This window comes from Arthrobacter sp. 10T413_2 (genome assembly GCF_056394205.1).
This window is the reverse complement of the sequence record NZ_JBFTHK010000082.1, coordinates 1-18,952: the sequence shown is the minus strand read 5'-3', so window position 1 is coordinate 18,952 and position 18,952 is coordinate 1. Positions and strand designations below refer to the sequence as shown.

The following is an 18,952-nucleotide window of genomic DNA, read 5'->3' as shown; positions in this document are numbered from 1 at the left end:
CTGCCATTCCGCACGCTTGTTGCGCAGGAAGTGTTCGAACACCTGCTCGCMGAGGATCTGCGGCATGAGTTCGGAGTCTTCCATGGTCCGGATGGCGTCGTGCAGGCTCGCCGGGAGCGGATCGTGTCCCATGGCGCGGCGCTCGGCCGAGCTCAGCGACCAGATGTCGTCCTCCGCCGCGGCGGGGAGCTGGTAGCCCTCTTCGATGCCCTTGAGGCCGGCGCCGAGGAGCACGGCGTAGGCCAGGTAGGGGTTGGCGGCGGAGTCGATGCCGCGGTATTCGATCCGCGCGGACTGGCCCTTACCGGGCTTGTACAGCGGGACGCGGACCAGCGCGGAGCGGTTGTTGTGGCCCCAGCTCAGGTAGCTCGGCGCCTCTCCCCCGCCCCACAGCCGCTTGTAGGAGTTCACGAACTGGTTGGTGACGGCCGTGAATTCGGGCGCGTGCTTGAGGATGCCGGCAATGAACTGGCGCGCGGTCTCGGAGAGCTGGAACTCGGAACCGGCCTCGTAAAAGGCGTTGGTGTCGCCTTCGAAGAGCGAGAAGTGCGTGTGCATGCCAGAGCCCGGGTGGGCCGTGAACGGCTTGGGCATGAAGGTGGCGTAGGTGCCCTGCTGCAACGCKACTTCCTTGATCACCGTCCGGAACGTCATGATGTTGTCCGCGGTCTGCAGGGCGTCMGCGTAGCGGAGGTCGATCTCGTTCTGACCCGGACCGGCCTCGTGATGGCTGAATTCCACGGAGATGCCCACGGATTCGAGCATGGTMACTGCGGTCCGGCGGAAGTCCTGGGCGACGCCGCCCGGGACGTGGTCGAAGTACCCGCCCTCATCCACCGGGACGGGAGAGCCATCGGGGCCCGGTTCCTGGGACTTGAGCAGGTAGAACTCGATTTCGGGGTGGGTGTAGCAGGTGAAGCCCATGTCCGCGGCCTTGGCGAGGGTGCGCTTGAGGACGTTGCGCGGATCCGCGGCGGAGGGCTCGCCGTCGGGCGTCAGGATGTCGCAGAACATCCGCGAGGTCGCCTCCGTCTCACCGCGCCAGGGCAGGATCTGGAACGTGGCCGGATCAGGCTGGGCGAGCATGTCCGATTCAAAGACGCGGGCCAGGCCCTCGATCGAGGACCCGTCAAAGCCGAGTCCTTCTTCAAAGGCGCCTTCCACCTCGGCCGGGGCCAGAGCCACGGACTTGAGCGATCCCACGACKTCGGTAAACCACAGACGCACAAACCGCACATCGCGCTCTTCGATCGTCCKCAGGACAAACTCTTGCTGGCGGTCCATACTGGCCTCTTTCCGGTTCTTCCATCCGTGCCCCAGGCCCGCCTTTCATGGGCCCCGCGGCTGCTCACGGTTCACTTTACTAAGCATTGGCACCGATTGCTGAAGCCGGCCCTCCGCGTAACACACCGTTAACACAAAGTCGGAGAATTTCGCGCCGCCTGGCGGGAGTGCGCAGCCGCGGGGGCGGCCCGTGTGACGTGATTCACCGGCGCCGGCCGGTTGCCCGGTAGCTGTGGTGCCCGGTATCGCATTACGCTCGTGGCATGGCCACCAGCAACAACTCCKATTCCAGCACGCCCGCCGAACTTCCCGCCCCTTACGGCAACGGACCGACGGCGGCTTCGGCAGGCGCCGCGGCCGGCGTTGCCGGGGCTCCGGAGGCTTCCCGGAAGCCGGTGGCACGGATCCGCACCMACCATCTGCACCAGGCCAAGGCCAAGGGTGAGCATTTCGCCATGCTCACCGCCTATGACCAGTACACCGCGGAGATCTTTGACCAGGCGGGCATCGAGGTCCTGCTGGTGGGCGATTCGGCGTCCAACAACGTCTTCGGCAACGAGACCAGCCTGCCCGTGACGGTGGACGAGCTCCTGCCGCTGTGCCGGGCCGTGGCCCGCTCCTCGCGGCGCGCCCTGGTGGTCGCGGACCTGCCCTTCGGCAGCTACGAGGTCTCCGCCCAGCAGGCCGTCGCCACCGGCGTGCGGTTCCTTAAGGAGGGCCTGGCCCATGCCGTCAAGATTGAAGGCGGAAAGTTCTACGCCGACACCGTCCGCGCCATGGTCCAGGCGGGCATCCCGGTCATGGCCCACATCGGCTTCACCCCGCAGAGCGAGCACGCTCTCGGCGGCTACCGGGTCCAGGGCCGCGGCGATGATGCCGCACGCCTGATCGAGGACGCCGTCGCGCTGGCCGACGCCGGTGCGTTCTGCGTGCTCATGGAAATGGTCCCCGCCGCGACAGCGGCCGCCGTCGACGCCGCCGTCGACGTGCCCACCGTCGGCATTGGGGCCGGCAACGCCACCACGGGGCAGGTCCTGGTCTGGCAGGACATGGCGGGCCTGCGCGGCGGAAAGATGGCGAAATTCGTCAAGCAGTACGCCGACCTCCGGACCTCGCTCACCAACGCCGCCAAGGCCTACGGCGACGACGTGCGCTCCGGCCAGTTTCCCGGCCCCGAGCACTCCTTCTAGGCGGCTGCAGCCGACACCTCATCCTTCGCAGGTGATGCGTCGCGTCTCCACTCCGGGCAGGCTGACCATTGAGGTCTGCATCAGACCTCAGTGGATGTTCCGCCGTTCCGGCCGTAGTCGTGCCGGAAGCGCTGAGTCAGGCTGTGGCGGACACGATGGGAGGAGTATCGATGGGCACCACTAGCTTCTGGGACGTCTTGGTGTGGAGTTTCTGGTTCTTCATCTGGGTCGCCGCACTCACGGTGTATTTCCGTTGCTTGTTTGACATGTTCAGCSACCACACGCTCAGTGGCTGGGCCAAGGCCGGCTGGGCGATCTTGATGATCTTCTTGCCCTGGCTCGGCGCCTTCATCTACCTGATMGCCCGGGGGCGCAGCATGGCGGAGCGGCAGATGGCGCGAATGGCCGAGCAACAAGCTGCCCAGCAGGAGTACATCAAGCAGGCCGCAGGCACAACATCCACCCCGGCCGCCCAGATCGCAGATGCCAAGGCGCTGTTCGATTCCGGTGCCATCAACCAGACCGAGTTTGACTCCCTGAAGGCTAAGGCTCTGGCCTGAGGCGACCAGACCTCGCCTGACAACGCACTACGCCGGGGTGGGGGSCGATCCGTGTGAGAATCACCTGGCTGGGTCACTCCTCGGTGGTTCTGGATCTCGACGGGGTTCGGGTCCTGACGGATCCGTTGCTCCGCCCTCATGCCGGGTTGTTACGACGCCTGGCACCGCGGCCGGACCCGGTGTCGTGGAGCCACCCGGACGTGGTGCTGGTCTCGCACCTGCACCACGACCACGCCGAGTTGGGCTCCCTCCGCATGCTGCGCGGGGCAACGTTGATGAGCGCCCCGGCGAATGTCGCCTGGTTGCGTCGCCGGAGGCTGCCGGACACGGCTCCCCTGGGGGACGGCTGGACCCCGGTAGGCGCCGGTGTCGAGATTCGCCAGGTCCCCGCCGAGCACCGCAKCCGTCCCATGCCGCATCGTCCCAACGACGCCAACGGCCACCTGGTTCGAGGCCCGTCCGGCAGTGTCTGGATAGCCGGTGACACCGGGCTGTATCCGGAGATGGCCGCKATGTCCGCCATGGCGGGCGGGCCGATCGACGTCGCCCTGGTGCCGGTCTGGGGGTGGGGGCCGAGGCTCTCGGCGGGACACCTGTMTCCGGAGACTGCCGCCCGGGCCGTCGCGATGAGCGGCGCGCGATTCGCCGTGCCGGTGCACTGGGGAACGCTGCACCCTCCGTTGATCGCACACTTTGCCCGGAACTGGCTCGAGCAGCCCGGGATCCGGTTTGCGGCCGCCGTGGCGGAGCAGGCTCCCGACTGCACAGCGGTGGTTCTCGCCCCCGGCGAGTCCTGGATGGAGCCCGTGTGAGCCGGGGACCCGAAACTGCGCCCACACCCCCAACGGGGCGTCGTCAGCGATGCGGCATGCTGCCAGTCCMCCAGTCCAGGTGCTTAATTCCAGTCGCTTAACCGCGGGACGCCGTCGTGGCACGCTGCCCACAGGACTCGAGCATCGCCACCAGCAACCGATGGAGTTCATCGGCACCTTCTATCCGCTCCGGYAGCGTCGCCATGAGATCGGCCGGGCCGAGCAGCACGGCCCGGTCCTGCCAACCGCCGAGGCCCCCGTGGGATCCGACGAGTCCTTCKAACGCCGCGACGTCGTCGGTCACGGGGCTGATCGTGCTGTTGACGTAGAGATCCGGTGCCTCGGGACGCATCAACGCCCGTCGGAGCACCCGCGCCGCGTGCGGCCCGAAAGGGGCCAGCGGGTCGGTGCCGTGCACTGCGCCGCTGKCCAGGTTGAGGCKCCCGCCACTACCGATCGCCCATGCCCGGCCGCCTTCATCGACGCCGGCAATGAACCCGACGCCGGGATGGCCCGCCAGGCCGGGGACCAGGGCCGGCCACCGGCTCTCGAGGGCCTCGAGAGTCCATCGCCGGTCGCCCCGGACGTAGACCAGGCCCAGATTCCCCGAGCCCAGCACCACAACCGGCTCCTCGGCGGCGTCGCCGGGCGCCGAAGTCTGCTGTGCCTTGGTCAGAACCTCGTCGGCACGGCCGGCGAGCTTCCCGGTCATCCCCCCGGCCGAGATGTCGCCGGCGATGGAGTCCGCGCGCCCCAGCCCTTCGACCGAAGCATCCACGTTCTGGACGTGGGCGTGGATGAGGTCCGCACACAGATTACCGAGCGTCTGGCCATACCGGTCGGCGAACGGGGTGMCCTGGGACTGGCCATGGTCCGAGAGCACGATCAGTCGGTAGCGGCGGGGAGCGGACCCGGCGAGCTGGGCCAACGATCCCAGCGTGCGGTCCAAGCCATCTAGGGCGGCGAGCGATTCGGGCCGGAACATGCCTGCGTGGTGGGCGATCTCGTCGTAGTCGACGTAGTCGACGTAGATGCTCCTCGTGCCTCTCCGCAGCTCCTCTGCCACCAACGCCGTGTTCAGGTCACGCAGCAGACTGTTCGTGACTGCCCGCAGCAGGGCGAAGGTCCAGTCCCGATGCACTCGCGGGTCAAGGTCCCGCTTGACCTGTCGTCGGGCCTGCCAACGCTCCTTGAGAATCTCCCCGACCGTTCGTGTGAAGCTGCGCATAAACCCGCTCGGCGAGGTGAAAAACCAGGCGAACGCCCGGCGGGTCTGGGCGGAGCCGCGCCCGACCCCTACCCGGCTCATCGTCAATAGCGATCGGGGCGCGTCCCCGGTGAACAGGTTCGAAATGGAGACGCCGTCGTCGTAGAGCAGGCCCTTGCCGGTGCTGTGCCTCTCCTCGATCACCCGGGCGTCTGCCGGGCGGTTGGCCACCAGGACCCGGTCAAGCTGACGGTCGTACCACCGGAAGGCGGGGATCCCGTCCACGGTGCCGTGCAGAATGCCCAGCTGGCTGGCCGGCGTGGTGCACGGCAGCTGTGGCGTCCACTCGCGGAGCTGGTAATCCCCCGTCGCCAGCCAGCGCCGGATATTGGGCACCGCCCCGGACTGGACCGCCCATTGCAGCACGGGGAAGGGAACACCGTCGAGTTGCAAGAACAAGATGCCGTCAACCTCCGGATCGGGCACGGTTTCCTGCCGGCGTGCCCTGCCGGCCAACGAGCTGATCAGGCCGTCGTCGGTACCGGCTGTAGTGGCCCACGAGATGATCGTGCCCACCGCCGCGCTGATCCAGGTTGCCGCCAGGGCGGTCCATGCGGTCGACTCGATGCCGGGAACCAGTCGGATGGCGACGTACATGATCAGGGCCTGGCCGACCAGCGCGGTAAGCAGAAMCGCCAGCCAGCCCACCCGGGCGGAGATCTCCACCAAGGCCGGGCGGAGCACGAGGCCGACGATGCCGGCCACCGCTGCCACGGCGCCATAGGCCCACCAACTGCTTGCAGAGAACCCCGGCAGCAGCGCGCCGGTGACGATCAAGGCTACAGTCGAACCGCCCCAGGCGACGGCCAGCCTCGCCAGGTCGGCGATTCGGACGCCGCGGGTGCGGGTATCGCGCGTCGGCATTGTCCCAGTATGGCCGGACGGACCTGACCGGCACTCACCCTCACGGGGTGAGAATGACGGTGAGAACGATCAGTCCGCCAGCCGCGCCGTCCGGTCCGCGATTGCCGTGGGAGGCTCTCGGCGACTCGACGCGACGCGAGGCGCCAGCGGAGACGGCAGTGCACGGCTGCCGCGCTCCCGCCGCGACGGGCTAGTCGTCCTCGCCCTTGTCCCACGCCTCGTTGCKCGCTTTGACCTTTTCGAGCGCGTGTTCGGCTTCCTCGCGGGTCTTATACGGTCCGATCAGCTGGCTCCAGTCGGACATCGCGTCTTCCTCGATCTCGTGAGTGTTGACGTTGTACCAGTATTCGGGCATTGGTGCTCCTTCGTGCCCCGGAGAGTCTCCGGGCTCTAGTCCCGGCTGAAGCTCCGGAAGATAGTCCGGCGTCGTCCAGTTCGTTCTCCGGGCTCTATTTTTCCGACTGTGTTTTACGGGCTCTCTTTTCTGGGCTTTGCCCGCAGGCTTATATGATCAATCTATGCCTTCTCTAGCCTCAACTGCACCCATCGGCACGCTTGTCCCGGGGACAGTGAGACCGCAACTTMCAGTACCGCCGTCCATCCCGCGTCCGGAGTATGTGGGCAAGCCGGGTCCTGCAAAGTTCACGGGATCCGAGGTCAAGTCGCCGGAGACCATCGAGAAGATCCGGGTCGCCGCCAAGATTGCGGCACAGGCCATCGTGGAGGTCGGCAAGCACATTGCCCCCGGCGTCACCACCGACCAGCTGGACCGGGTGGGGCACGAGTTCCTCCTGGACCACAAGGCGTATCCCTCCACCCTCGGCTACCGGGGCTTTCCGAAGTCACTATGCTCCTCGCTCAATGAGGTCATCTGCCACGGGATCCCCGACAGCACGGTGGTCCAGGACGGCGACATCCTGAATATCGACATCACGGCGTTCATCGGCGGTGTGCACGGCGACACCAACTACACTTTCGTGGTCGGCGATGTCGACGAGGAATCCCGCCTCCTCGTCGAGCGCACCCAGGAATCGCTGAACCGCGCTATCCGGGCTGTAGCCCCGGGACGCGAAATCAACGTGATCGGCCGGACCATCGAGTCCTACGCAAAACGCTTCGGCTACGGCGTGGTCCGCGACTTCACCGGACACGGCGTCGGCGAGGCTTTCCACACGGGGCTGATCATTCCGCACTACGATGCCGCCCCGGCATACAACACCGTCATGGAAACGGGTATGGTGTTCACGATCGAGCCGATGCTGACCCTGGGCACTGTTGACTGGGACATGTGGGCCGACGACTGGACCGTTGTGACCCGCGACCACAAACGCACCGCACAGTTCGAGCACACCCTGCTCGTCACGGAGTCCGGCGCCGAGATMCTCACATTGCCCTGACCCTGCTCCACACGGCGTTCCCCCGGAAGATCCACATCTTCACCCGCCGGCCCTGGCCGGTCCCCCTAGCCCGCCCCTGCCACGAACGGAATGATATTGGCCAAGAAGGACGAGAAGTCGAAGAAGAACKCCCCCCTGATCGGCATTGACATCGGCGGGACCGKTATCAAGGGCKGGATCGTGGACCTGAAGAAGGGCAAATTGATCGGCGACCGCGTGCGCYTCCCCACGCCGCAGCCCTCCACCCCCGAGTCCGTGGCCKAAGTCGTCGCGCAGGTMGTCGCGGAGCTCACCGCCCGTCCCGACGCGCCCGACGCCAGCAGCCCCGTGGGCGTCACCTTCCCGGGCATCATCCAGCACGGTGTGGTGCACTCGGCCGCGAATGTGGACAAGTCGTGGCTGGAGGCMGACATCGACGCCATGCTCACGGCGCGTCTCGGGCGCCCCGTCGAGGTCATCAACGACGCCGACGCCGCCGGCCTCGCCGAGGCCCGCTTCGGCGCCGGCGAAGGGGTCGCCGGCACCGTGCTGGTGATCACTCTGGGCACCGGCATCGGTTCGGCCTTCATCTTCGACGGCAAGCTGGTTCCCAACGCCGAACTCGGTCACCTGGAGATCGACGGCTTTGACGCCGAGACCAAGGCCTCCGCCGTGGCCCGTGAGCGCGACGGCCTCAGCTGGGAACAGTACAGCGTGCTGCTGCAGCGCTACTTCTCCCACGTGGAGTTCCTGTTCTCCCCCGAGCTCTTCATCGTCGGCGGCGGCATCTCCAAGCGTGCCGACGAGTATCTGCCGCACATGAAGCTGCGCACCCCGATCGTCCCGGCCGAGCTGAAGAACGACGCCGGCATCGTGGGCGCAGCCATCGAGATTGCGCTGAAGCACAAGCTGGCCAAGTAGCACATCGCCGGATAGCCAAAATGAGCTATCACTCCGGGTCGTTCTGAACGCTGGGAACGACCCGTAGTGATAGCTCATTTTTGGTGGAGCCGGTGGTGGCTGCGGCTTCCCCTCSGCTGCCACCACCGGAGTCTGTGGGTGATAGGACCTGGTGAGGTGGACGCCAACACCGGGCCAAGAATTCACGACGGCAAATTTACGACGGCGCTTGGAGCGGGCTCTTCTTCGGGTTCTTGCCGTCCCGGCCCTTGGACTCGGCCTCATGGCGAAGCAGGGAAATCGCGGATTCGAAATCCTCCAGCGATTCGAAGGCCTGGTAGACGCTGGCGAACCGCAGGTAGGCAACCTCGTCGAGGCGCTGCAGCGGTTCCAGGATTGCCAGCCCGACTTCGTGGGCTTCGATTTCGGCGGCGCCGGAGCCCCGGATTGCCTCCTCGACCTCCTGCGCCAGCATGGCGAGGTCGTCTTCGGTGACCGGACGCCCCTGACAGGCTTTGCGGACGCCGTTGATGACCTTGCTGCGGCTGAASGGCTCGCCRACGCCGGAGCGTTTGATSACGGTCAGGCTGGTGGTYTCCACMGTGGTGAAGCGGCGGCCGCATTCGGGGCACTGCCGGCGGCGACGGATGGCGGAGCCGTCGTCGGCGATCCGGCTGTCCACCACACGCGAATCAGGGTTACGGCAGAACGGGCAATACATGTCGATTCCTCCCCGGTCGCGAGCCTGAACGGAGCACAGCGCCGTGTGCCTCCGCGATCAGTTTACGACTAGATATAGCTGAATAACAAGCCTGTAATTACTACATGTAGTGGTCGGGGCCGCTGCTTACCGGGCGGCGAAGCGAACCGTGACTGCCTCGCCGTGGGCCGGCAGGTCTTCCGCGCCGGAGAGGCTGACGATGTGCCCGCTGACCTGCTCCAGCGCGGAGCRGGAGTAGTTGATCACCTGGATGGCCCGCAGGAAGGTGGTCACGTTCAGTCCGGAGGAGAAAGCCGCCGTGCCGCTGGTCGGCAGCACGTGGTTGGAGCCGGCACAGTAGTCTCCAAGGCTGACGGGGCTGTAGTCCCCCACGAAGATCGCCCCGGCGCTGCGGATCCGGGCCGCCACGCGGGCGGCGTCCGCGGTCATGATTTCAAGGTGTTMCGCGGCGTACGCGTCGCAGGCGGCAATGCCCTGCTCCAGGTCCTCCACCAGGACGACGCCGGACTGCGGGCCGGAGAGGGCCTCAAGGACGCGGCTGGAGTGCTTGGTGGCAGCGGCCTGGCGTTCGAGTTCCACGCGGACCTCGGCCGCTAGGGCCTCGGAGTCGGTGAACAGAACCGAAGCCGCCTTGGGGTCGTGTTCGGCCTGGCTGATGAGATCCGCCGCCACGAGGGCCGGACGGGCGGTGGAGTMGGCGAGGATCGCGATCTCCGTGGTGCCGGCCTCGGAATCGATCCCCACGACCCCCTTGACCAGCCGCTTGGCGGTGGCCACGAAGATGTTGCCCGGGCCGGTCACGACGTCCACGGGATCGATCCCGGGAAGGTCACCGGCGTCGGACGTCCCGGCGGGGATGCCATAGGCGAAGGTGGCGATGGCCTGTGCCCCGCCGATTGCGTAGACCTCCTCGATGCCCAGCAGGCAGGCCGCCGCCAGGATCGTCGGGTGCGGCAGGCCGTCGAAGTTCTTTTGCGGCGGCGAGGCCAGCGCAATGGATTCCACGCCGGCTGCCAGGGCCGGGACGACGTTCATGATCACCGAGGACGGGTAGACCGCCAGTCCGCCGGGGACGTAGAGCCCCACGCGCGCCACCGGCACCCAGTTCTGGCTGACGACGGCGCCTTCGCCGAGTTCGACGTCGACGTTTGCCGGGCGCTGGGCATCTGCGAAGCTGCGGGCCCGCCGGATGGATTCTTCGAGTGCCGCGCGCACGGCGGGGTCCAGTCCTTCCAAAGCCGCGCGGAGCGCCTCGGCCGGGACGCGGGGGTGGGTCTGCTCGACGCCGTMGAACGAGCGTGCGAGCTCCCGGAGCGCAGCGAAGCCGCGCGTGCGGACGGCGGAGATGATGTCCAGGACCTTGTCCTCGGCGTCGGCCATGGTGCCGGGCTGGGCCCGGGGTACGGCGGCACGGAGCCCGGCGAGGGACAGTTGCCGGCCGCGCACGTCCACCGTGCGGAAGTTGAGGGCGGCGGGAATCGGGGTCACAGGGCTGTCAGGAGTTAGGCTCACCCGATCATTTTACGTGCCCGGCCGCGGCACTCCGACGCTGTGACGCGGCCCGGCGCGTGGCCGCCGGCCTGAAACCTGGCCGGGCGCGCGGCCGCCGGACCCCAGGCGCCAGGCGTGGGGTTTAGGAGCGGGCTTTGCCGCCGGAGCCCGGAAAGAGGCTGTTCAGGAAGATGGCCAGGGCGATCGCCGCCGGCCAGATGGCGAGGACCGCGTAGGAGCGCAGGGAGAAGGCGACGCTGGCGCTGGCCGAGGTATCGGCCGRGGCTCCCCACCACTGGGCGCTGAGCAGACCGGTTCCCCACGCGAGGAGCGAGCCGGCAGTGCCGGCCAGGACCACCAGGATTACGGTGCCGGGCGCCGGCTGTGCATGTTTGGAGCCGGCGACGAACGACCCGGCAATGCAGCCKGCGAGCAGGCACAGCCCTGCCAGCACGAGGTCCCGGGGCAGCCAGGTTGCCGTGTTGGTGCCGTTGGCGAGGTCCGGGTTCCGGGTCAGCAGGTTCAGGCCCGACGGCGCCAGGAGCCACCAAAGCAGCCCCACCGGAATGCCGGCCGCCGCGATGATCGCCGCTTTCCGCCACGGGGTTCCGGCGTGTCCGGCCTGCTGCGAAGGTTTCATCTCGGGGGGCAAGGGCACGGGCCGGTCCGGGTGCGCGGGCTCCCCGGTGTGCTGAACGGGGCCGTCTACTGCGGGCTGTGTCATGCAACAAACGGTAACAAGGATTCCCCCGGCCCGGCACATGACGGCGCGTGGCAGCACATGACGGCGGGGGTAATCAAATGTCCCACTCGATCGCAGGCGGAATACGCTGGCAGTAGGAACCATGACATATACGTGCAGCAGGGAGTTGGATCGCAGTGGCCACAGATGACGGAATCTTCGAGGGGACATTCAAGGAAATGTTCCGCCGGCACGCGGCCGGCGTGGCGATTATCACCGCCAACTACAACGGCGTCCCCTTCGGATTCACCGCGACCTCCGTGGCTTCACTGTCCGCCAAGCCGCCGCGCTTCACGTTCAACATGGCCAGGACCTCAAGTTCATGGCCCGCCGTGGCGAACACGAGCTACATCGGGGTCCACATGCTCGGGCTGGAGAACCAGGAGCTCGCCGAYCGCTTCGCCCGGGCCGGCAACCGGTTCGACGGCGACCACTGGGAGCTAGGGCCCCACGAGGTCCCCGTGCTCAAGGGCGTCACCGGCTGGCTGATCGGGAAAGTCCAGATGCGGCTCTCGTTCGAGAACAACGCCGTCGTGGTGGTCGAGGTGGTGGAGGGCCAGGTCGGCGAAGACGGCGCTCCCCTGCTTTACCACTCCGGGGCCTACAGCCAGCCGGTTCCGCTCGACTACGAGATCTGACAGAGGCCGCGACGGGCCACGGCACATTAAAACTTCCCTGGTGGTGCATCCGGATACGGCCTTTGGCCGGTAGTAAGGGTGTAAGCACAACCACCGCCCCATGTGGGCCTCGATGAGGAGTTGGAAATGCGCAAGACACTTTCTGCAGCCACCGGAGCAATGACGCTGCTGGCAGCACTGGCCCTCGCCGCCCCGGCCCAGGCCGCGACCTGGCACCACCGCGACGATGGAACAGCAAAACTGTCCGTCCTCCACGGCGTTCCGGGCCTTACCGTGGACGTCTGGGTCGACGGCAAGCTCACCCTGGATAACTTCACACCGGGCACATTGGCCGGGCCGTTGAACGTCCCCGACGGAGACCACAAGATTGCGATCACCGGTGGCGACGCTACCAGCGCCGACAACCCCGTGATAGGCCCGGTCACAGTGGACCTCGAAGCAGGACGGGACTACACAGCGGTCGCACATCTGGCCGCTGACGGGACCCCCACGGCCACCCTTTTCACCAATGACACCTCCACCAGCCCGGATGGAAAGGGCAAGCTGACCGTCCGGCACGTCGCTGCGGCCCCCGCCGTCGATGTCCTGGCCGGTGGGACCGCGGTCATTGAGGGACTTACCAACCGCCATCAAKAGACCCTCACCCTCAAGGCCGGAAACGTCTCCGCGTCGGTCGCAGCAGAGGGTACCACTGACCCGCTGATCGGCCCCGCCGACGTCAAGGTCACCGAGGGAAAAAATACCATCGTCTACGCCTGGGGAAGCCTCGCGGACAACAACCTTGGGGTCGCCGTACAGGTAGTGGACTCCTCATCGCGCGGACACAAAGGCCACCACGAGTAAGCCATCCGGAGCTCCAGCAGACGTCCTGTTCTGTCGCCCGGTGGGGTCACGTCGACCGTGGCCCCACCGGCACGCGCACAGTCACATCCCGGAGAGCTGACCCCGTTCGACCATGGCGGAGTCCCCCGCGGGAGCGGCATAATGTGGTTCAACAAGGCCCATTGCCGCTCAAAGGAGCACCTGATGGAGGCTGCCGCATCGCATGATTGGGACGCCCATCTCGATCACGCATTTGCCGGCGGCGACGAACGCGTCCTCGCGGAGGCGTACCGACGGTTTAGTCCGCTGGTCTACACGCTGGCGCTGAGATCCCTGGGAGAGCGTGCCGCTGCCGACGACGTCACCCAGGAGGTTTTCATTCGGGCCTGGAAATCACGGACCACTTTTCGCCCCGAGGCGGCGCGGCTGCCGGCGTGGCTGATTGGGATTGCCCGCAACGCAATCTCCGACGCTTTGTCCGCCCGCTCCCGCCAGCGCCATCTCGAACAAGCGGCCATTCTCCTGGTGGTTGCCCCCGTTTCCCGCCCAGATGCTGGGGACGTCGAAGAGGTCGCCGACCGCCTGACGTTGGACGAAGAACTGGAGCACTTAGGGGATCCACAGCAGACAATAATGCGGCTGGCGTTCTATGAAGATCTKACTCACGACCAGATTTCGTCGCGTCTTAACCTGCCGCTCGGGACCGTCAAAAGCCACATCCGGCGCAGCCTCACCCGCTTACGCACCCGCCTGGAGGTGGAACATGGAACACCTTGACGCCGAACTTCTCAGTCTGCTGGCCCTTGGCGAGTCCCTCGGCACAGACACCGACGCCGACCACCTCGCCAGCTGCCCCGTGTGCAGCGAAACCCTCCGAGGCCTGCAACATGCGGTGCACATTGCCACCCTCGACACCGCAGGCATCGAACTCGAGCAACCCGGCAGCCAGAACTGGGCCGCCATCCATCAGGCCCTCGGCCTCTCGCCGACCCTCGCGACGGATCCCCTGACCCAGCCCAGCGCAGGGCCCCCTGTCCCACCGAAGAAGCCAGCCACGGCGGAAGCTCCCCTGAACCACGGCAGCGGCACAGAGTCGGCACCGACACCACTACGGCCCAGCGCCAAAGACAGGCACGCCCGTCCCGGTCTCTGGATTACCGCGATTGCCGCCGGAATCGTTCTCGGCACGGCCGCCGGATGGACCGCCGCCGGAGTTCTCGGACACAACGGCAGCACTGCGCCMACCTCCACCCAGTCGGGTCCGACATCGACAGTCGTCGCCCAAACGTCCCTGACTCCACTGCCCGCGCACACGGGGAGCGGCGATGCCCAGGTGGAGCAACTCCCCGATGGAACCCGGCACCTGATCATCCGGCTCTCCAACGACCACATCACCGGATTCCGGGGAGTGTGGGTCGGCTCTGCCGACCTATCCAGAATGGTCAGCCTGGGTGTCCTCGACAATGAATCCGGCACCTTCACCATCCCCGCCGGMGTCGACCTTGCCCAATACCCCATCGTCGACGTGTCCAACCAGCCGTACAACGGGAACCCKGCCCATTCCGCCGACAGCATCGCCCGGGGAACCCTCAACCCGAAAAACTGATCCTCGGATACCATGCGTGAACCCTGGGGTGGCGAGCGGCCCCAAGGTGTCCTGGACCTCTCAGTCTTGCCTAGTGGCCACCCGCACCTGCATTTCAGTTATCCAGGMAGGTCGGGCCGAGCAGCACCTTAAGGTCGCCGAACAGGGACGGACTTGGGTTCACGCGCAGGTGTACCGGCAGGCCCATGACCTCCACCCGGGTGTCCCCTTGCAGGTGCAGCCGGACCTCGGAGTTTCCGCGGTGGGTGCGCAGTACGTCTCCCAGCTCAGTGACGACCGCCTCGGTGGCCTTGTGCGTGGCCATGGTGATCACCACGGGTCCGTTCTGGCTGTCGCTGAGGTCCGGCACGGAGAGTTCCATGCAGTTCAAGGTGACGGCACCGTCGTCGCGCCGTTGCAGGCGGCCCTTGACCACCACGATCAGGTCCTCCGCCAGCACCGAGGCAATGGGGCCGTAGACCTGGCCGAAGAACATGACCTCCATGGAACCGGCGAKGTCCTCAATTTCGGCGCGGGCGTAGGCGTTGCCGCTGGCCTTGGCGATCCGGCGGCTCAGCGAGGTGATCATGCCGGCGATGGTCACGATCGCGCCGTCCTGCGGGCCGTCTTCGGCGATGATCGACGTGATGGACCGGTCAGCGTGCTGGCTCAGGAGGCCTTCGAGCCCCTGCAGCGGGTGGTCGGAGACATACAGACCAAGCATGTCCCGCTCAAAGGCCAGTTTGTCCTTTTTCTCCCATTCGGGAAGATCAGGGATTTCCGTGCTGAGGGAGGCCTCGGGCTCCTGGTCCTCAAAGCCGGCGAAGAGGTCGAACTGGCCGATCGCCTCGTTGCGCTTGAGGGTGATGACGGAGTCGATCGCTTCTTCGTGGATCATGGCCAGGGCGCGGCGATGGTGGCCCAGCGAGTCGAATGCGCCGGCCTTGATCAGCGACTCGATGGTGCGCTTGTTGCATACCACCGCCGGGACCTTCATGAGGTAATCCTTAAACGAGGAGTACGCGCCTTCTTTCTCGCGCGCCGCCACCATGGCCTCGACGGCGTTCACGCCGACGTTGCGGATGGCGCCCATACCGAAGCGGATGTCGTTGCCGACCGGGGTGAAGTTGAGGGCCGACTCGTTGACATCCGGCGGCAGCACGGTGATGCCCATGCGGCGGCATTCGTTGAGGTAGATCGCCGACTTGTCCTTGTCGTCGCCCACGGACGTGAGCAGGGCGGCCATGTACTCCGGCGCGTAGTGCGCCTTCAGGTACGCAGTCCAGTAGGAAATGACGCCGTAGGCGGCCGAGTGTGCCTTGTTGAAGGCGTAGTCGGAGAACGGCAGCAGGATGTCCCAGAGGGTCTTGACCGCGGCCATRGAGTAGCCGTTGTCCTGCATGCCCTGGGAGAAGCCGGCGAACTGCTTGTCCAGCTCGGATTTCTTCTTCTTGCCCATGGCGCGGCGCAGGATGTCGGCTTGGCCGAGGGTGTAGCCGGCGAGCTTCTGCGCCACGGCCATGACCTGCTCCTGGTACACGATCAGGCCGTACGTGCCGCCGAGGATTTCGGAGAGCGGTTCCTCGAGTTCCGGGTGGATCGGGATGACTTCCTGGATCTTGTTCTTGCGCAGCGCGTAGTCGGTGTGCGCGTTGGCGCCCATGGGTCCGGGCCGGTAGAGGGCCAGCACCGCGGAGATGTCTTCGAAGTTGTCAGGCTTCATCAGCTTGAGCAGGGACCGCATGGKGCCGCCGTCGAGCTGGAAGACACCCAGAGTGTCGCCCCGGGCCAGCAGCTCGTAGGACGCCGTGTCATCCAGCGCCAGGGTTTCGAGGTCGAGATCGATTCCCCGGTTCATCTTGATGTTTTCCAGGGCGTCGGAAATGATCGTCAGGTTCCGCAGGCCCAGGAAGTCCATCTTGATCAGGCCGAGGCCTTCAGACGTCGGATAGTCGAACTGGGTGATGACCTGGCCGTCCTGGAAGCGGCGCATGATCGGAATCACGTCGATGATGGGGTCCGAGGACATGATGACGCCGGCGGCGTGCACGCCCCATTGCCGCTTCAGCCCCTCAATGCCCAGTGCCGTCTCGAAAACCTTGGCGGCTTCGGGGTCGGTGCTGATCAGCTGGCGGAAGTCGCCGGCTTCGCTGTAGCGCTTGKCCTCGGGGTTCTGAATGTCGGCCAGCGGAATGTCCTTGGCCATCACGGCCGGCGGCAGCGCCTTGGTCAGCTGCTCGCCCATGCTGAACGGGTAGCCCAGCACGCGCGAGGAGTCCTTGAGGGCCTGCTTGGTCTTGATGGTGCCGTAGGTGACGATCATCGCCACGCGTTCGTMGCCGTATTTCCGCGTGACGTAGTCGATCACTTCGGAACGGCGCCGGTCATCGAAGTCGACGTCGAAGTCAGGCATGGAAACGCGGTCCGGGTTGAGGAAGCGTTCGAAGATCAGGCCATGGTGCAGCGGATCGAGGTCGGTGATGCGCATGGCATACGCCACCATGGAGCCTGCGCCGGAGCCACGTCCCGGACCCACCCGGATGCCGTTGTTCTTGGCCCAGTTGATGAAGTCGGCCACCACGAGGAAGTAGCCCGGGAAGCCCATCGAKGTGATGACTTCCAGCTCATAGTCKGCCTGCTTGCGGACCTTGTCMGGGATGMCCTGGGGATAGCGGTACTGCAGTCCCTTGTCGACTTCCTTGACCAGCCAGGACGTTTCGTCCTCGCCCTCGGGGCAGGGGAAGCGTGGCATGTAGTTGGCGCCGGTGTTGAACGACAMCTCGCAGCGCTCGGCGATCAGGAGCGTGTTGTCGCACGCCTCGGGATGGTCGCGGAACAGCTCCCGCATTTCCTGCGGGGACTTCAGGTAGTAGCCGCTGCCGGAGAAGGCAAAGCGGGAGCCACCGTTRTCGTAGGTCGGCTCCAGGAGCGTGGAACCGGACTGGATGGCCAGGAGGGCCTCGTGCGCCTTCGCGTCGTGCTCGTGCGTGTAGTGGAGGTCGTTCGTGGCCACGAGCGGCAGGTTCAGTTCCTTGGCCAGGCGCAGCAGATCGCCAGTGACCCGCCGCTCGATGTCCAGGCCGTGGTCCATGAGCTCGCAGAAGTAGTTCTCAGCGCCGAAGATGTCGCGGAACTCGGCCGCGGCCTCCACGGCCTCCCGGTACTGCCCCAGCCGGAGCCTCGTCTGGACTTCGCCGGACGGGCAGCCGGTGGTTGCGATCAGGCCTTCGGAGTACGTGTTCAGCAGTTCCCGGTCCAGCCGCGGCCACTTGCCGAAAACCGAGTCCAGGGAAGCGATCGAGGAGGCCCGGAAGAGGTTCCGCATGCCCACATTGTTGTAGCTGAGCAGGGTCATGTGTGTGTACGAGCCGCCGCCGGAAATGTCGTCCTTGCGCTGGTGCTCCTCGCCCCACCGCACGCGGCTCTTGTCCGTGCGGGCGGTCCCGGGAGTCACATAGGCCTCGACGCCGATAATGGGCCTGATGCCCTTGTCCGTTGCCCGCTTCCAGAAGTCGAAGGCGCCGAACAGGTAGCCGTGGTCCGTCGTGGCCAGGGCCGGCATGCCGAGCCGCTCGGTTTCGTCGAACAGTTCACCGAGCCGGGCGGCGCCGTCCAGCATCGAGTACTCGGTGTGGTTGTGGAGATGGACAAACGAGTCGTTGCTGGAAGTCACCGCACCATTCTAGTGCCGTGCCGCGGCGGCGGCGTGCAGCCACGGCGTCGGGGCTCAGGCCTGCCCGGACTCCAGGACCTCGAGGGCATACTTCAGATCCTGCGGGTACTCGCTGGTCACTGTGACCCGCTCCCCCGTCCGCGGGTGATCGAAGGACAGTGACCGGGCGTGCAGCCATTGCCGGGTCAGTCCCAGGGTGGCGGCCAGCCGCGGGTCCGCGCCGTAGGTGAGGTCACCGGCACAGGGGTGGCGCAGCGCGGAGAAGTGCACGCGGATCTGGTGGGTGCGGCCCGTTTCGAGGTGCACCTCCACGAGCGAAGCCTTCCCGAAGGCTTCCAGGACCTCGTAGTGGGTGACGGAGTCACGGCCGTCCTCKATCACGGCGAACCGCCAGTCGTGGCCCGGGTGGCGGCCGATGGGGGCGTCAATGGTGCCTGCCAGCGGGTCCGGCAGGCCCTGGACGACGGCGTGGTACACCTTGTCCACGGTTCGTTCCTTGAAGGCCCGTTTAAGGACGGTGTACGCGTKTTCGGTCTTGGCCACCACCATSACGCCGSWGGTSCCGACGTCSAGMCGGTGSACGATCCCGGCGCGTTCGGGGGCGCCCGACGTCGAAATMCGGTAGCCGAGTCCGGCGAGGCCTCCCACCACMGTGGGAMCTACCCAACCGGGCGAGGGGTGGGCCGCCACGCCGACCGGTTTGTCGATGACAACGAACTCGTCATCGTCCAGCAGGATCTTTAGGCCGTCCACTACTTCCTCCACGATTTCCAGGGGGTCCCGGCGGTCCGGCACCACGACGTMGAGCACGGTGCCGGCGGTGAGCTTGAGGGATTTGCCGACCCTCTTGGCGTTGCTGCTGACATTGCCTTCGGCGATGAGGACAGCAGCCTGGGAGCGGGAGATGTCCAGCATTTTGGACAAGCCGGCGTCCACCCGGGCGCCTGCGAGGTCCTCCGGGACGGTGAATTGCCGGTGCCCTGCAGGCGCAGAACCAGACTCCCCGGCCGGGTCCTCGGGGTTGGAC

At 66.5% G+C, this 18,952-nt stretch carries 17 protein-coding genes; 9 read left to right on the top strand and 8 right to left on the bottom strand.

The features are described 5' to 3' along the window. The coding region (glnA, locus tag AC1DBQ_RS13770) for a type I glutamate--ammonia ligase (protein WP_476929039.1) at positions 1 to 1,284 on the bottom strand (1,284 nt) is incomplete at its 3' end. A gap of 263 nt (positions 1,285 to 1,547) precedes the next feature. Here glnA and panB point away from each other — a divergent pair. The 3 genes from panB to AC1DBQ_RS13755 all read left to right on the top strand — a co-directional run bounded on the left by panB (position 1,548) and on the right by AC1DBQ_RS13755 (position 3,846). After that, the gene (gene panB, locus AC1DBQ_RS13765) at positions 1,548 to 2,474 is read left to right on the top strand and encodes a 3-methyl-2-oxobutanoate hydroxymethyltransferase (RefSeq protein WP_476929038.1); all 927 of its coding nucleotides are present in this window, start codon (positions 1,548 to 1,550) and stop codon (positions 2,472 to 2,474) included. A 170-nt stretch (positions 2,475 to 2,644) separates the two neighbouring features. Continuing rightward, positions 2,645 to 3,034 carry an SHOCT domain-containing protein gene (locus tag AC1DBQ_RS13760; protein WP_476929037.1) on the top strand — a complete coding sequence of 130 codons (390 nt, stop codon included), beginning with the start codon at positions 2,645 to 2,647 and terminating at the stop codon, positions 3,032 to 3,034. Between the two features lie 53 nt (positions 3,035 to 3,087). Further along, a complete protein-coding gene (locus tag AC1DBQ_RS13755; RefSeq protein WP_476929036.1) occupies positions 3,088 to 3,846 on the top strand; it encodes an MBL fold metallo-hydrolase in 759 nt (252 codons plus the stop codon). A 97-nt stretch (positions 3,847 to 3,943) separates the two neighbouring features. Here the strand turns inward: AC1DBQ_RS13755 and AC1DBQ_RS13750 are convergent, their stop codons facing one another. Further along, a complete protein-coding gene (locus tag AC1DBQ_RS13750) occupies positions 3,944 to 5,977 on the bottom strand; it encodes a phage holin family protein (protein ID WP_476929035.1) in 2,034 nt (677 codons plus the stop codon). A gap of 190 nt (positions 5,978 to 6,167) precedes the next feature. Then, positions 6,168 to 6,332 carry an SPOR domain-containing protein gene (locus AC1DBQ_RS13745; RefSeq protein ID WP_476929034.1) on the bottom strand — a complete coding sequence of 55 codons (165 nt, stop codon included), beginning with the start codon at positions 6,330 to 6,332 and terminating at the stop codon, positions 6,168 to 6,170. 163 nt (positions 6,333 to 6,495) lie between these two features. Here AC1DBQ_RS13745 and map point away from each other — a divergent pair, with 163 nt between their 5' ends. Continuing rightward, positions 6,496 to 7,374 (top strand): type I methionyl aminopeptidase, encoded by an 879-nt coding sequence (gene map, locus AC1DBQ_RS13740; protein WP_476929033.1) that lies wholly within the window; start codon positions 6,496 to 6,498, stop codon positions 7,372 to 7,374. Between the two features lie 96 nt (positions 7,375 to 7,470). Beyond that, positions 7,471 to 8,274, top strand: a complete 804-nt coding sequence (gene ppgK / locus AC1DBQ_RS13735; RefSeq protein ID WP_476929032.1) for a polyphosphate--glucose phosphotransferase — start codon at positions 7,471 to 7,473, stop codon at positions 8,272 to 8,274. Positions 8,275 to 8,470: 196 nt separating this feature from the next. On the opposite strand, the gene nrdR is transcribed toward ppgK, so the two are convergent. From nrdR to AC1DBQ_RS13720, 3 genes are all read right to left on the bottom strand, one after another. Further along, positions 8,471 to 8,974 (bottom strand): transcriptional regulator NrdR, encoded by a 504-nt coding sequence (gene nrdR, locus AC1DBQ_RS13730; protein WP_456507010.1) that lies wholly within the window; start codon positions 8,972 to 8,974, stop codon positions 8,471 to 8,473. 126 nt (positions 8,975 to 9,100) lie between these two features. After that, positions 9,101 to 10,486 (bottom strand): histidinol dehydrogenase, encoded by a 1,386-nt coding sequence (gene hisD / locus AC1DBQ_RS13725; protein WP_476929031.1) that lies wholly within the window; start codon positions 10,484 to 10,486, stop codon positions 9,101 to 9,103. A 121-nt stretch (positions 10,487 to 10,607) separates the two neighbouring features. Continuing rightward, positions 10,608 to 11,189: a hypothetical protein gene (locus AC1DBQ_RS13720; RefSeq protein ID WP_476929030.1), complete on the bottom strand. Its 582-nt coding sequence runs from the start codon at positions 11,187 to 11,189 to the stop codon at positions 10,608 to 10,610. 197 nt (positions 11,190 to 11,386) lie between these two features. On the opposite strand from AC1DBQ_RS13720, the gene AC1DBQ_RS13715 reads away from it, so the two are divergent. The 4 genes from AC1DBQ_RS13715 (at position 11,387) to AC1DBQ_RS13700 (ending at position 14,273) form a co-directional block, all read left to right on the top strand. After that, positions 11,387 to 11,845 (top strand): flavin reductase family protein, encoded by a 459-nt coding sequence (locus AC1DBQ_RS13715; protein ID WP_476929041.1) that lies wholly within the window; start codon positions 11,387 to 11,389, stop codon positions 11,843 to 11,845. Between the two features lie 126 nt (positions 11,846 to 11,971). Beyond that, entirely contained in the window at positions 11,972 to 12,688 is a 717-nt protein-coding gene (locus AC1DBQ_RS13710; protein WP_476929029.1) for a DUF4397 domain-containing protein, read from the top strand. 183 nt (positions 12,689 to 12,871) lie between these two features. Then, positions 12,872 to 13,444 carry an RNA polymerase sigma factor gene (locus AC1DBQ_RS13705; RefSeq protein WP_476929028.1) on the top strand — a complete coding sequence of 191 codons (573 nt, stop codon included), beginning with the start codon at positions 12,872 to 12,874 and terminating at the stop codon, positions 13,442 to 13,444. Next, positions 13,431 to 14,273 (top strand): anti-sigma factor, encoded by an 843-nt coding sequence (locus AC1DBQ_RS13700; protein ID WP_476929027.1) that lies wholly within the window; start codon positions 13,431 to 13,433, stop codon positions 14,271 to 14,273. Before AC1DBQ_RS13705 ends, AC1DBQ_RS13700 begins: the two co-directional genes overlap by 14 nt. Positions 14,274 to 14,367: 94 nt before the next feature. Here the strand turns inward: AC1DBQ_RS13700 and dnaE are convergent, their stop codons facing one another. Further along, positions 14,368 to 17,925 (bottom strand): DNA polymerase III subunit alpha, encoded by a 3,558-nt coding sequence (dnaE, locus tag AC1DBQ_RS13695; protein WP_476929026.1) that lies wholly within the window; start codon positions 17,923 to 17,925, stop codon positions 14,368 to 14,370. 54 nt (positions 17,926 to 17,979) lie between these two features. Next, positions 17,980 to 18,840: an RluA family pseudouridine synthase gene (locus tag AC1DBQ_RS13690; protein ID WP_476929040.1), complete on the bottom strand. Its 861-nt coding sequence runs from the start codon at positions 18,838 to 18,840 to the stop codon at positions 17,980 to 17,982. Positions 18,841 to 18,952 lie beyond the last annotated feature (112 nt).